Origin of the sequence: Streptomyces sp. NBC_01214, assembly GCF_026340975.1 — a bacterium.
Taxonomy (GTDB): Bacteria; Actinomycetota; Actinomycetes; order Streptomycetales; family Streptomycetaceae; genus Streptomyces.
Map to the genome: position 1 here is coordinate 1,145,310 of NZ_JAPEOS010000001.1, position 13,840 is coordinate 1,159,149.

The following is a 13,840-nucleotide window of genomic DNA, read 5'->3' on the forward strand; positions in this document are numbered from 1 at the left end:
CGCACGGCCCTTTGTGCACCGACGCACAATCTCCCGGCCCTGGAGGCTCCTTTGCACCGTCGCACAGCGCTCTCCGTCTCCGCCGCCCTGCTCGTGGCGGCGCCCCTGCTGTCCGCCTGCTCGGGCGAGCCCCGACCCGGCACCGCGGCCGTCGTGGGCGGCGAACGGATCACCACTTCCGCGCTCCAGGCCCAGGTCAACGACGTCCGCGCGGCGCAGAACCGTTCCGGGCAGGCCGCCGCCGAACTCATCGCGAGCACCCCCCACCTGGAGCGGCAGAAGCTCGACGCGCTCCTCCAGAGCCGGATCATCGACAAGATGGCCGACACCGCCGGGCTCACGGCCACCCAGAAGGACATCGAGGACGAACGCACGGCGTACGTCGACGAGAACGGCGGCAACGAGCAGTTCGAGGCACTGCTCCTACAGAAGGGGGCCATGGCTCCCGGCCAGGTCGACCGCTTCCTCCGGGACCGGGTGCTCCTCACCGCGCTCACCGCCAAGTACGGAGCCGGGAAGCTGGAGGAGCCCGCCCGCGTCGCCGTCGAGGCACTGCACATCGAGGTGAACCCGCGCTACGGCGCCTGGGACGCCAAGGAGATCAAGCTCGGCACCGGGGAGACGCCCTGGATCACCCAGCGGACGCGGCCCGAGGCGGCGCCCGCCGGAGCCTGAGGCTCCGGGGTCCCCCCGGGCCGCGGACCGGCGCGCCGGAGGTAGGTTCGGAGGGTGACCGACCACTCCGAACCCACCACCACCGCCGCCACCGCTGCCGAGCCCACGGGCCGCATCGTCCTGCTGACCACCAGCCACCGGGTCGCCCCCGGCGTGCTGTCTTGGCCGGCGTGGCAGGTCCTGCACGCCGCGGACCGGGTGCTGTGCGCCGACCCCGACCACCCGCAGCTGCCGTACCTGCGGGAGGCGGGCATCGAGGTCGCGTTCGAGAGCCCGGACGCGCACGCGCTGGTCGAGGCCTGCGCGGGCGGCCGTACGGTCGTGGTGCTCCCGGGCGGCGAGGGCGACCAGCGGCTCACCGACGGGCTGGCCCGGCTGGCCGGCTCGGGCCGGGTCTCCATGCCCGACCTGGAACTGCTCCCGGGCTCCTACGACCTGCCGGGGGCGCGCCTGCTCGACCTGGTCCAGGTGATGGACCGGGTCCGGCGCGAATGCCCGTGGACCTCCCGGCAGACCCACCGGGGCCTGGCCAAGTACGCGATCGAGGAGGCGTACGAGCTGGTCGAGGCCATCGAGGCCGGGGACCGGGAGGAGCTGCGCGAGGAGCTCGGCGACGTGCTGCTCCAGGTGGTCTTCCACGCCCGGATCGCCGAGGAGGCCGGCGGGGAGGGCGAGGACGCTGCCGAGGCCTTCTCCATCGACGACGTGGCCGGGGCGCTCGTCACCAAGCTGATCCACCGGCACCCGCACGTCTTCGGTGACGCGGAGGCCGAGACCCCGGAGGACGTCAACGCGCACTGGCAGCGCACCAAGGCGGTGGAGAAGCAGCGGGAGTCGGTGACCGACGGGATCCCGGTGGGCCAGCCCGGCCTGGCGCTCGCCGCCAAGCTCGCGGGCCGGGTCCGGACGGGCGGCGTGGCCGTGGAACTGCCTCGTGGCGAGGGCATCGGGTACGAGCTGCTGGAGCTCGCGGCACGCGCCGAGGCGGCGGGGACCGACCCCGAGACCGCGCTGCGCGCGGCGGCCCGCGCCTACCGGGACGCGATCCGGGTGGCCGAGGGCGTGGCGGAGCCGGGCGAGTAGGGGACCTTCTTTCTTTCTTTCCTTCCTTCCTCGCTTCCTTCCTTCAGTACGTCCTCGGCGCGCGGGCCGACGGGTCGTGCCAGTGGGGCGCCGGGGGGTCGAGGAACCACTCGCCGAATCCCAGCGGGCGCTCCCCGTACGCGTGGCCCCGGGCCGGCACGGCGTCGTGGAAGAGGCGGCCGGGGCGGGCGCCCAGCTCCTGGAGGAGGTGGGCGGTCTCGTCGATGAACTGCGGCGGACCGCTGAGGTAGACGTCCTGGTCCGGCCACAGCCCCCGGTTGCCCAGCGCGGTCGCCAGCCGGTCGGTCGCCTGGTTGCGGGGGCGCCCGGGGGCGGGCGTGATGTAGGTGACGGCGAGCCAGGCGCAGCTGGCGGCGTACGCGTCGATGAGCGGGCGGTCGTAGAGGTGCGCGCCGTCCCGGGCCACCACGAAGAGCCGTACGTCCTGATCGCAGGGACGCTCCGCGAGGTCCTCCAGCAGGGCCCGGATGGGTGCCCAGCCGGTGCCGGCGGCGATCAGGCTGACCGGGCGGTCCTCGCGGCGGAAGGTCAGCTGCCCGCCGGCGGCGCTGAGCCGCAGCACGTCGCCCGGCCGGGTCTCGCGGACCAGGGTGGTGCTCAGGCGCCCCCGGTCGACCCGGCTGACGTGCAGGTCGAGGGTGCCGTCGGGGCGGGGAGCGTTGCCGATGGAGTAGGTGCGCCAGGTCGTCGGGACCCGGTCGCTGCTCACGCTCGTGTACTGGCCGGGGAGATAGGGGAAGGGGGCGTGCGGCCGGAGCGTCAGGACGCCTATGTCCGGTCCGTACTGGAGGTGGCGCACGACCTCCGCGTCCCACCACGGCGGGTCCTCGCTCGCGTCGGCGCCGGCCGTCATCGCGTCGGCCATCACCTGGTAGGCCTCGGCCCAGGCCTTTTCGACCGGTGGGGTCCAGGCCGCGCCGGAGGTCTCGGCGAGTGCGGCGAGCAGGCTGGCGCCGACGGCCGCGTAGTGCTCGGGGCGGACCAGGAACTTGCGGTGGTCGCGTCCCAGGTCGCGCAGGTAGGGGCCGAGGGTCTCGTCGTCGATGTGGGCGATCACGTGGGTGAGCGCGGCGAAGAGCCGGTCCCGCTGGCGTTCCATGTCGTGGAGTGAGTCCGGGAAGAGGGCGCGGACCGCGGGGTTGTGCCAGAAGAGGTGGGAGTAGAAGAACTTGACGGCGTGCTCGGCCCGTCTCTCCACCACCGCGAAACTGCTTTTCAAGATCCTGACATCCACAAAACCGAAAGTAGGAATGCCGGAGAAGTTCAGGTCAAGGGATGGCCGATCTACGGACAGCCGCGACTAACCGCCCATATCGGATGGGGGTTCGGCGCCGGGATACGGTCATCTGGTGCACGAGCAGACCTCCGGAAACCCCGCCGAATCCCCCGCGGACACTCCCGCCGACACCTCTTCCACCGAGGGCCCCACCCTCTTCGACTGGGAGTTCGCGACCGACCCCTACCCGGCGTACGCCTGGCTGCGCGAGCACTCCCCGGTGCACCGCACCAAGTTGCCCAGCGGGGTCGAGGCGTGGCTCGTCACCCGGTACGCCGACGCCCGCCAGGCCCTCGCCGACCAGCGGCTCAGCAAGAATCCGGCGCACCACGCGGAGCCCGCGCACGCCAAGGGCAAGACCGGGATCCCGGGGGAGCGCAAGGCGGAGCTGATGACGCACCTGCTCAACATCGATCCGCCCGACCACACCCGGCTGCGGCGGCTGGTGTCGAAGGCCTTCACCCCGCGCAGGGTCGCCGAGTTCGCCCCGCGGGTGCAGGCGCTCACCGACCACCTGATCGACGCCTTCGCGGGGAAAGGTGAGGCTGATCTCATTCACGAGTTCGCCTTCCCGCTCCCCATCTACGCCATCTGCGAGATGCTCGGGGTACCGCGCGAGGACCAGGACGACTTCCGCGACTGGGCCGGCATGATGATCCGCCACGGCGGCGGTCCGCGCGGTGGGGTGGCCCGGTCGGTCAAGCAGATGCGGACCTACCTCGGTGAACTCATTCACCGCAAAAGGGATGATCTGGGCGATGACCTGATCTCCGACCTGATCCGGGCGAGCGATCACGGCGACCATCTGACGGAGGGCGAGGCCACCGCCATGGCCTTCATCCTGCTCTTCGCCGGTTTCGAGACCACCGTGAACCTCATCGGCAACGGCGTCCACTCCCTCTTCATGAACCCCGGACAGCGCGAGCGCCTCCAGCGCTCCCTCGCCGCCGGGGAGAGCGGACTGCTGGCCACCGGGGTCGAGGAACTGCTGCGCTACGACGGCCCGGTGGAGCTGGCGACCTGGCGCTTCGCCACCGAGCCGCTCACCCTCGGCGGCATGCGGATCGAGACCGGCGACCCGGTCCTGGTCGTCCTCGCGGCCGCCGACCGGGACCCGGAGCGCTTCGCGGACCCGGACACCCTCGACCTCTCCCGGACGGACAACCAGCACCTCGGATACGGGCACGGCATCCACTACTGCCTGGGCGCCCCGCTCGCCCGACTCGAAGGACAAACCGCGCTCGCCACTTTGCTGACGCGTCTGCCCGATCTGGAACTTGCCGTTCCATCCCAAGACCTGCGCTGGCGCGGGGGGTTGATCATGCGAGGGCTGCGCACCCTTCCCGTTCGATTCGCGCCTCAAAACACTTGCGCGAAAGCTGATTAAAAGTCAGGTTCGGCCTTGACTTGTGACAATCGTTCGAAGGCCGCTAGGTTCTGCCGTTACCCCGCTGTTATATGCGAAAGGTGATCCCTCATGCTCTCCGGGAACGGCCGTCACAGACGCCCCCGCCAGGTCCCCGCGCTGGTCGTCACAGCCGGAGTCACTGGCTCTGCGCTGGCCATGCCGCTGTTGGCCGCCACCAGCGCCACCGCCGCCGACACGTCGACGTGGGACAAGGTCGCCGAGTGCGAGAGCGGCGGCTCGTGGAGCGCGAACTTCGGTAGCGGCGCCTACGGCGGACTCCAGTTCACCCAGGAAGAGTGGCAGAGCGCCGGCGGGCTCGACTTCGCCGAGCGCCCCGACCTGGCGAGCCGTTCCCAGCAGATAGCCGTCGCCGAGCGGGTGCTGGGCTCGACGGGACCGCAGGCCTGGCCGCTGTGCGCGGCCTCGGCCGGTCTGGTCAAGGAGAGCCCCGCCGCGAAGGTGGACCCCGGTCTGCCCGGCAGTCAGAGCCCGGTCGCCCCCGCGCCGTCCCGCCCGGACGACGCCGTTCCGTCCACCGGCGGCGGCAAGCCGTCCACGGACTACGGGTCGCCGACCCCGGCCCCGGCTCCGAGCCCGTCCAGCACCCCGTTCCTGATTCCCGACGCGCCGTCCATCGGACTGCCCGTCATGCCCGCGCCGGACGTCCCGACGACGCCTCCGGTCGACCCGACGGCTCCGGTCCAGCCGGGCGGTCCGACCGGCACGCCGACCCCCGTCGACCCGACGGCGCCGACGACGCCGGTGGACCCGACCGCGCCCACCACCTCGCCCACCACGCCGGGACTGCCCCCGGTCGACCCGACGGCCCCTGCGAACCCGCAGGTCCCGCAGACCACCTCCACCACTCCTGTCGAGGGCAACGGCAAGCACCGCGGTGCGCCGGAAGCCGAGCCGGCGGTCCCGCCCAAGGCCGCGTCGGACCCCACCTACACGGTCCAGGCGGGCGACAGCCTGGCGACCATCGCGGTTGCCAAGGGCGTAAAGGGGGGCTGGAACGGTCTCTACCAGGCCAATGAGCAAGTCATCGGCGAGGACGCCGACCTGATCAAGCCCGGCCAGAACCTGGATCTAACCCCGCAATAAGGACAGTTCAGTTATCCGGAAAGAGTTGAATGTCGGATTTCTGTAAGTGAGACATGTGTCTCTTCCGGTCAACTGGCGTGTCCCGCCTCGGGGCTTCCGCAAACCCAGCCCTCACCTGCGCAAATACCCCTGCGGGGAACGCAAGTAGGGCCCGTTTCTCCCCGATGTTCCTCGTTGAACATCGGGGAGAGACCTGTCTACCTTCTGAATCGCTCGCCACCGCGAGCTCCTTCGACCGCATCGCCGAATCCTGCCGGCGGACGGGGGGAACAGTCGTCGCGTCAAGCGCCGAAGGCAGGAGCGGGGGAACCAAGGTAGGTGCCGGGAGCGGCCGTTGAGAGACGGTCACGCCACCGGCTTGGGGTTAAGACGTGCGCTAGGTCGCACGGCCGGGCAACTCACTCGCCCGAACCCGACAGCTCACCTCGTAGGCGTCGGTGAGGAGAAACTCCATGCTGCTTTCCGGCAAGGGCAAGCACCGTCGCGGTACTGCAATCGAGCGGTCTGTCCGGATCGTCACGCTCGCCGGTGTCGCCGGTGTGGCCGTGGCCGCCCCCCTGATGGCCGCGGGCACCGCCAGCGCCGCCACCACGTCCGAGTGGGACAAGGTCGCGCAGTGCGAGTCCGGTGGCAACTGGTCCATCAACACGGGCAACGGCTACTACGGCGGTCTGCAGTTCTCGCCCTCCACGTGGGCCGGGTTCGGTGGCAAGTCGTACGCCCCGCAGGCCAACCAGGCCTCCAAGTCGCAGCAGATAGCCGTCGCCGAGAAGGTCCTCAAGAGCCAGGGCAAGGGCGCCTGGCCGTCCTGCGGCAAGGGCCTGACGAACTCCGCCTACACCGGTGGCGGCTCCGAGACCCCGGCGTCGAAGCCGCAGTCCAAGCCGCAGAGCAAGCCGCAGTCGAAGCCGCAGCCGAAGGTCGAGACCAAGAAGGTCGAGACCAAGGCCGCGCCGAAGCAGGAGACCAAGCGCCCCGAGGCTCCGACCACCCGCTCCGAGCGCACCGAGGCGCCGAAGACCGGCAACGGCTCGTACGAGGTCAAGGCGGGCGACACCCTGGGCACCATCGCCGAGGCCAACGGCGTCAAGGGCGGCTGGCAGCAGCTCTTCGAGCTGAACAAGGACATCGTCTCGGACGCCGACCTGATCTTCCCGGGACAGAAGCTGAAGCTCAGCTGAACACTGCGGCAAAGCCACGGGAACGTGTACGGGGCGTCAGCTGACCCCGTGCATGATTTCCACCGCCCGGCGCGTGCCCCACGCGCCGGGCGGTGCTGCGTGCGGCCCCCGAAGGCCGATGATCAAGCGACCTATGTCCCGGAAGAGGGGTATTCGGTCGCTTTTTCGTCCCAGGGTCCGGGCGGTCGGGCGGCCCAGTGCCCGGAGCCGGTTAGGCTCTAGGCGGCAAGGCCATCCCACGGCCTGACACGCCACCGCACACTCAGCGTCACATCCCAGAAGGAGATGCTCGTGCCGTCCATCGACGTCGTCGTAGCCCGGGAAATCCTGGACTCCCGAGGCAACCCCACGGTCGAGGTCGAGGTGGGCCTCGACGATGGCAGCACCGGCCGTGCTGCCGTTCCGTCCGGCGCCTCCACCGGTGCATTCGAGGCCATCGAGCTCCGTGACGGTGACCCCAACCGTTACTTCGGCAAGGGTGTCGAGAAGGCCGTCCTCGCCGTCATCGAGCAGATCGGCCCGGAGCTCGTCGGCTACGACGCCACCGAGCAGCGCCTGATCGACCAGGCCATGTTCGACCTGGACGCCACCGACAACAAGGGCTCGCTCGGCGCCAACGCCATCCTCGGCGTGTCCCTGGCCGTCGCGCACGCCGCGTCCGAGGCCTCGGACCTCCCGCTCTTCCGCTACCTCGGCGGTCCGAACGCGCACCTGCTGCCCGTTCCGATGATGAACATCCTCAACGGTGGGTCGCACGCCGACTCCAACGTGGACATTCAGGAGTTCATGATCGCCCCCATCGGCGCGGAGTCCTTCTCCGAGGCGCTGCGTTGGGGTGCCGAGGTCTACCACACCCTCAAGAAGGTCCTGCACACCAAGGGCCTCTCCACCGGCCTGGGCGACGAGGGCGGCTTCGCCCCGAACCTGGAGTCCAACCGCGCCGCGCTCGACCTCATCATCGAGGCCATCAAGCAGGCCGGTTACACCCCGGGCAAGGACATCGCGCTCGCGCTCGACGTCGCCGCGTCCGAGTTCTACAAGGACGGCCAGTACGAGTTCGAGGGCAAGTCCCGCTCGGCCGCCGAGATGACCGACTACTACGCCGAGCTCGTCGAGGCGTACCCGCTGGTCTCCATCGAGGACCCGCTGTTCGAGGACGACTGGGACGGCTGGAAGACCATCACCGACCGCCTCGGCGCCAAGGTCCAGATCGTCGGTGACGACCTGTTCGTCACGAACCCGGAGCGTCTGGCCCGCGGCATCGAAGAGGGCTCCGCGAACGCCCTGCTCGTGAAGGTGAACCAGATCGGTTCGCTGACCGAGACCCTGGACGCCGTCGAGATGGCCCAGCGCAACGGCTTCAAGTGCATGATGTCCCACCGTTCCGGTGAGACCGAGGACGTCACCATCGCCGACCTCGCCGTCGCCGTGAACTGCGGTCAGATCAAGACCGGCGCCCCGGCCCGCTCGGACCGCGTCGCCAAGTACAACCAGCTGCTGCGCATCGAGGAGATCCTCGACGACGCCGCGGTGTACGCGGGCCGCAGCGCCTTCCCGCGCTTCAAGGGCTAATCACCCCCCTGAGGGGCTGGCCTCCGTACGTCCCCGCACTCGGTCCCGTACCGTGTGCGGGGACGTATTGCGTAGTGCGTACCTAGGGGAGGCGGACCAATGGCCGGGAACCGGGATCGGTTCTCCACCTTCTCCACCGCGACGAGGCTCAAGCAGCTCGGCGAGCGGACCGCCGCCCACGTCTACCGGTCGCAGTCGCGGCGCCAGGTCCGCCGCAGCCGGCTCACCGGCCGCGCCGCGCTCCTGGTGCTCGTCCTCTGTACGCTGGTCGTCGCCCTCGCGTATCCGATGCGCCAGTACGTCTCCCAGCGTTCGGAGATCGCGAAGCAGCAGCGGGCCGCCGCGGCCGCGCGGGACCGCCTGGAGCGGCTCCGCGACGAGAAGGCCCGCTGGCAGGACGACGCCTACGCGGAGCAGCAGGCGCGCAAGCACCTGCACTTCCTGCGCCCGGGGGAGATCGGCTACATCATGAGCGACCCCGGGGCCCAGTCCCCGCAGCCGCACCGGACCGGCCACGCCGGCTCCGACCGCCCCTGGTACTCCAACGTCTGGGACGGCGTCGACAAGGCCGACCGCCCCGGCGAGTGATCCGTACCGCCGTACCGCAGCACCCATCCACGAGAACGAAGAGACTTCCTCCAGGCATGCAGACGCCCCCGCCCCAGACCGACCGGACCGAGCCGACCGACGCGGACATCGAGGCGTTCGAGCAGCAGCTCGGCCGCCCGCCGCGCGGGCTGCGCGCCATCGCGCACCGCTGCCCCTGCGGGCAGCCGGACGTGGTGGAGACCGCCCCGCGGCTCCCCGACGGCACCCCCTTCCCGACGCTGTACTACCTGACGTGCCCGCGCGCGGCCTCCGCGATCGGCACGCTGGAGGCCAACGGCGTGATGAAGGAGATGCAGGCCCGGCTCGCCGAGGACAAGGAACTGGCCGCCGCCTACCAGGCCGCCCACGAGGACTACATCCAGCGGCGCGACGCCATCGAGGTGCTCCAGGGCTTCCCGAGCGCCGGCGGCATGCCGGACCGGGTGAAGTGCCTGCACGTGCTGGTCGGCCACTCCCTGGCCGCCGGCCCCGGGGTGAACCCGTTCGGCGACGAGGCCCTCGCCATGCTGCCGGAGTGGTGGGCCAAGGGCGCCTGCGTCGTCCCGTGCGGGGAGAAGAAGACGGACGACGAGGAGCCGCGGACGTGACCCGGGTCGCCGCCGTCGACTGCGGTACGAACTCCATCCGGCTGCTCGTGGCGGACTGCGACCCGGCCACCGGCGAGCTGGTCGAGCTGGACCGCCGGATGACCATCGTCCGGCTCGGTCAGGGCGTGGACCGGACCGGGCGCCTGGCCCCGGAGGCGCTGGAGCGCACCTTCGCCGCCTGCCGCGAGTACGCGGGAGCGATCAAGGAGTTCGGCGCGGAGCGGGTGCGCTTCGTGGCGACCTCCGCCTCCCGGGACGCCGAGAACCGCGCGGACTTCGTCCGGGGCGTCCTGGACATCCTGGGGGTCGAGCCCGAGGTGATCTCCGGTGACCAGGAGGCGGAGTTCTCCTTCACCGGCGCGACCAAGGAGCTGACGGCCCACGAGCACCTGGAGCGGCCGTTCCTGGTGGTGGACATCGGCGGCGGCTCGACCGAATTCGTGGTCGGCGAGGAGCACGTACGGGCCGCGCGGTCCGTGGACATCGGCTGCGTCCGGATGACCGAGCGGCACCTGGTGGTGGACGGGGTCGTCACCGACCCGCCGACGGCCGAGCAGGTCGCCGCGATCCGCGCCGACATCGAGGCGGCGCTGGACCTGGCCGCCGAGAGCGTCCCGCTGGCCGAGGCGCGCACGCTGGTGGGTCTGGCCGGCTCGGTGACCACGGTCGCCGGGATCGCGCTGGGGCTGACGGCGTACGAATCGTCCGCGATCCACCACTCCCGGATCTCCTACGAGCAGGTGCGCGCGATCAGCGAGCGGATGCTGAGCGCGACGCACGCCGAGCGCGCGGCGATCCCCGTCATGCATCCGGGTCGGGTGGACGTGATCGGCGCGGGCGCGCTCGTCCTTTTGGCGATCATGGAACGCATCGGCGCTTCGGAGGTTGTCGTGTCGGAGCACGACATCCTCGATGGAATCGCTTGGTCCATCGCCTGAACGACCTTCGAAGCAGGTCGTGAAGGGCTCTTGGGCCCGTGATCCACATTTAAGTTCGTGAAGTTCTTCACAAGGAAAAAGGGTCTGTTGGACCAAAGGAAGTGCCCTTCGGGGCCTTCTGGAGGCCCTCAGGCCCTTTTTTGCGCGCGTTCGTGCGATCCGCGGAGGCGGCGGGATGCGCGTCAGAGGTAAGGATGAACCTCTGTGGTTCAGTCCGCTTTTGGCCCTGGAGACCAGTTCAGGACGGGTGAACAACGACTCCGGACGTCTTCTGGTTCCCGTCGCGCGTCATGACCTCCGTCACGTGGGCGGCGGAGTGTAGCAGAGGGCCTCTCCGTCCTTGTGAAGGGGCTCACGAGCGACACCCCTTTGGGTGCTGGATACTCGTTCCATGAGCACCACGGAGCGTCCCAGGATCCTCGTTGTAGGAGGTGGGTACGTAGGCCTGTACGCAGCCAAGCGCATCATGAAGAAGATGCGCTACGGCGAGGCGACCGTCACGGTCGTCGACCCGCGCTCGTACATGACCTACCAGCCCTTCCTCCCTGAAGTGGCCGCAGGCAGTATCTCGCCTCGGCACGTCGTCGTCCCGCTGCGACGCGTGCTGCCCAAGGCAGAGGTTCTCACCGGCCGGGTCACCAGCATCGACCAGGACCGCAAGGTCGCCGTCGTCACGCCGCTCGTCGGCGAGGCGTACGAGCTGCCCTTCGACTACCTGGTGATTGCGCTCGGCGCCGTCTCCCGCACCTTCCCGATCCCCGGCCTCGCCGAACAGGGCATCGGCATGAAGGGCGTGGAAGAGGGCATCGGCCTGCGCAACCACGTCCTCGAACAGCTCGACAAGGCCGAGTCCACGACGGACGAGAACGTCCGCCGCAAGGCCCTCACCTTCGTCTTCATCGGCGGCGGCTTCGCCGGTGCGGAGACCATCGGTGAGGTCGAGGACATGGCCCGGGACGCCGCGAAGTACTACTCCACGATCAAGCGCGAGGACATGCGCTTCATCCTGGTCGACGCGGCCGACAAGATCCTTCCCGAGGTCGGGCCCAAGCTCGGCGCCTGGGGCAAGGAGCACCTCGAGTCCCGCGGCATCGAGATCTACCTCAGCACCTCCATGGACTCCTGCGTGGACGGCCACGTGGTGCTGAAGAACGGCCTCGAGGTCGACTCCAACACCATCGTGTGGACCGCCGGCGTCAAGCCGAACCCGGCCCTGGCCCGCTACGGCCTGCCGCTGGGCCCCCGCGGCCACGTGGACACCCAGCCGACCCTCCAGGTCACGGGCACGGACTACATCTGGGCCGCCGGCGACAACGCCCAGGTCCCGGACGTCGCCGCCCGCAAGGCCGGTGTCGAGAACGCCTGGTGCCCGCCGAACGCCCAGCACGCGCTGCGCCAGGCCAAGGTCCTCGGCGACAACGTGATCTCGGGCATGCGGGGCTTCCCGCAGCACCCGTACTCGCACTCCAACAAGGGCGCGGTGGCGGGTCTCGGCCTCCACAAGGGCGTCGCGATGATCGTCATGGGCAAGACGAAGATCAAGCTCAAGGGCCGGCTGGCCTGGTACATGCACCGTGGCTACCACGGCATGGCCATGCCGACCTGGAACCGCAAGATCCGCGTCTTCGCCGACTGGACCCTCGCGATGTTCCTCAAGCGCGAGGTCGTCTCCCTCGGTGCGCTGGAGACTCCCCGCGAGGAGTTCTACGAGGCCGCCAAGCCGGCGCCGGCCCCGGCCGCCGCCGCTGCCCCGGCCGCGAAGGCCAAGGCCTGACCGGTGTGACCGGCAGGACCTGAGCCGCACCCGGTTCACCTGCTCCGTCCGCTCCACCTGCACGACCTGTACGACCTGTAGGACCTGTACGAACCCGAAGGGGTCGCCCGCCATCCGTGGTGCGGGCGGCCCCTTCGGCGTACCCGGGGCCCGGGATGGGTAGACGGAGGGGTCGGAGCTTTTGTGGAGGTGCGCCATGACCGACGCCGCGCCGCGGCTCGCCGTTGTTGCCGAGACCCTGCTGGGTGCCCCGCTGCCGGTACGCGTGCGGGCCTGGGACGGCAGCGAGGCCGGCCCGCCCGACGGCCCCGTGCTCGTCATCCACGACCGCCGCGCCGTGCGCCGGATGCTGTGGAGGCCCGGCGAGCTGGGGCTGGCCCGGGCCTGGGTGGCGGGCGAACTGACGGTCGAAGGCAGTCTGTTCGATCTGCTGGAGCGGGTGGCGGGCCTGCTGTGGGAACGCGAGCCGGACCTGCCGCCCGTCGACCCCGCCGTCTCCACGGCCCAGTCCGGGCCCGGGCCGCTCGCGGCCCTCGGGAGCATCGCCCGCAGCGTCGGGCTCCCGGCGCTGCGCGACCTGCCGGGGGCGAGGTGGCGCGACGCCGCCCACCGGGCCGCCGCACGCGAACTGATCGCCCTCGCCGGACCGCTGCCGCCGCCCGCGCCCCCCGCCGAAGAGGCGGCCCGACGGGGCGGAACACGCCACAGCAAGAGCCGGGACAGCCGGGCCGTCAGTCACCACTACGACGTCGGCAACGACTTCTACGCACGCGTGCTGGGCCCCTCGATGGTGTACTCCTGCGCCTACTGGAGCCCCGGCTCCACCCTGGAACGGGCCCAGCGCGACAAGCTCGACCTGGTCTGCCGCAAGCTCGCCCTGCGGCCCGGGGACCGGCTGCTCGACGTCGGCTGCGGCTGGGGCTCCATGGCGCTGCACGCCGCCCGGGAGTACGGGGTCCGGGTCACCGGCGTCACGCTCTCCCGCGAGCAGGCCGTGTACGCCCGCAAGCGGGTCGCGGACGAGGGACTGACCGATCTGGTGGACATCCGGATCCAGGACTACCGGGACGTCAAGGACGGGCCGTACGAGGCCATTTCCTCCATCGGGATGGCCGAACACGTCGGGGCCGACCGCTACCGGGACTACGCCCGCACCCTGCACGCCCTGCTGCGCCCCGGCGGGCGGCTGCTGAACCACCAGATCGCCCGTCCGCCGGAGCCGGACGAGGAGGCGTACCGGGTCGACGAGTTCATCGACGCCTACGTCTTCCCGGACGGCGAGCTCTCCCCGCTCGGCACCACCGTCGGCGAACTGGAGCGGGCCGGCTTCGAGGTCCGCGACGTGGAGGCGCTGCGCGAGCACTACGGGCTGACCCTGCGGGCTTGGGTGGCCCGACTGGAGGAGCACTGGGCGGAGGCGGTCCGACTGACCTCGCCCGGGCGGGCCCGGGTCTGGCAGCTCTACATGGCGGCCTGCGCGCTCGGCTTCGAGCGGGGCCGACTGGGCGTCAACCAGGTGCTGGCGGTGCGGCCCACGGCCGCCGGGGACGCCCGCTTGCCGCTGCGGCTGCGCACCTGGGACGCAGAAACGGTCTAGCAGGACCACGCGCAC

12 protein-coding genes and 1 riboswitch are annotated in these 13,840 nt (G+C 70.7%); of the genes, 11 read left to right on the plus strand and 1 reads right to left on the minus strand.

What is annotated here, in order from left to right:
- Nucleotides 1–51 precede the first annotated feature (51 nt).
- Together OG594_RS05525 and OG594_RS05530 are read left to right on the plus strand one after the other, a co-directional pair.
- Nucleotides 52–675, plus strand: coding sequence for a SurA N-terminal domain-containing protein (locus OG594_RS05525; protein ID WP_266595720.1), 624 nt, complete (start codon nucleotides 52–54; stop codon nucleotides 673–675).
- A 54-nt stretch (nucleotides 676–729) separates the two neighbouring features.
- Nucleotides 730–1,758: a nucleoside triphosphate pyrophosphohydrolase gene (locus OG594_RS05530; RefSeq protein ID WP_266595722.1), complete on the plus strand. Its 1,029-nt coding sequence runs from the start codon at nucleotides 730–732 to the stop codon at nucleotides 1,756–1,758.
- Nucleotides 1,759–1,801: 43 nt separating this feature from the next.
- On the opposite strand, the gene OG594_RS05535 is transcribed toward OG594_RS05530, so the two are convergent.
- Nucleotides 1,802–2,998: a globin domain-containing protein gene (locus OG594_RS05535; RefSeq protein WP_266595724.1), complete on the minus strand. Its 1,197-nt coding sequence runs from the start codon at nucleotides 2,996–2,998 to the stop codon at nucleotides 1,802–1,804.
- Between the two features lie 130 nt (nucleotides 2,999–3,128).
- Here OG594_RS05535 and OG594_RS05540 point away from each other — a divergent pair, with 130 nt between their 5' ends.
- The 9 genes from OG594_RS05540 (at nucleotide 3,129) to OG594_RS05580 (ending at nucleotide 13,825) form a co-directional block, all read left to right on the plus strand.
- A complete protein-coding gene (locus OG594_RS05540) occupies nucleotides 3,129–4,442 on the plus strand; it encodes a cytochrome P450 (protein ID WP_266595726.1) in 1,314 nt (437 codons plus the stop codon).
- 90 nt (nucleotides 4,443–4,532) lie between these two features.
- Nucleotides 4,533–5,567, plus strand: coding sequence for a transglycosylase family protein (locus OG594_RS05545; protein ID WP_266595728.1), 1,035 nt, complete (start codon nucleotides 4,533–4,535; stop codon nucleotides 5,565–5,567).
- Between the two features lie 276 nt (nucleotides 5,568–5,843).
- A riboswitch (cyclic di-AMP (ydaO/yuaA leader) is annotated at nucleotides 5,844–6,016 on the plus strand.
- Nucleotides 6,017–6,019: 3 nt separating this feature from the next.
- Nucleotides 6,020–6,748 carry a transglycosylase family protein gene (locus OG594_RS05550; protein ID WP_266595730.1) on the plus strand — a complete coding sequence of 243 codons (729 nt, stop codon included), beginning with the start codon at nucleotides 6,020–6,022 and terminating at the stop codon, nucleotides 6,746–6,748.
- 291 nt (nucleotides 6,749–7,039) lie between these two features.
- Nucleotides 7,040–8,320, plus strand: coding sequence for a phosphopyruvate hydratase (eno, locus tag OG594_RS05555; protein WP_189735525.1), 1,281 nt, complete (start codon nucleotides 7,040–7,042; stop codon nucleotides 8,318–8,320).
- 99 nt (nucleotides 8,321–8,419) lie between these two features.
- Nucleotides 8,420–8,908 (plus strand): septum formation initiator family protein, encoded by a 489-nt coding sequence (locus OG594_RS05560; RefSeq protein WP_266595734.1) that lies wholly within the window; start codon nucleotides 8,420–8,422, stop codon nucleotides 8,906–8,908.
- A 56-nt stretch (nucleotides 8,909–8,964) separates the two neighbouring features.
- Nucleotides 8,965–9,516 carry a DUF501 domain-containing protein gene (locus OG594_RS05565; RefSeq protein ID WP_266595736.1) on the plus strand — a complete coding sequence of 184 codons (552 nt, stop codon included), beginning with the start codon at nucleotides 8,965–8,967 and terminating at the stop codon, nucleotides 9,514–9,516.
- Complete coding sequence (locus OG594_RS05570; RefSeq protein ID WP_266595738.1) at nucleotides 9,513–10,454, plus strand: Ppx/GppA phosphatase family protein; 942 nt, start codon at nucleotides 9,513–9,515, stop codon at nucleotides 10,452–10,454. Before OG594_RS05565 ends, OG594_RS05570 begins: the two co-directional genes overlap by 4 nt.
- A 391-nt stretch (nucleotides 10,455–10,845) precedes the next feature.
- Complete coding sequence (locus OG594_RS05575) at nucleotides 10,846–12,228, plus strand: NAD(P)/FAD-dependent oxidoreductase (protein ID WP_266595740.1); 1,383 nt, start codon at nucleotides 10,846–10,848, stop codon at nucleotides 12,226–12,228.
- A 196-nt stretch (nucleotides 12,229–12,424) separates the two neighbouring features.
- Entirely contained in the window at nucleotides 12,425–13,825 is a 1,401-nt protein-coding gene (locus OG594_RS05580; protein ID WP_266595742.1) for a cyclopropane-fatty-acyl-phospholipid synthase family protein, read from the plus strand.
- Nucleotides 13,826–13,840 lie beyond the last annotated feature (15 nt).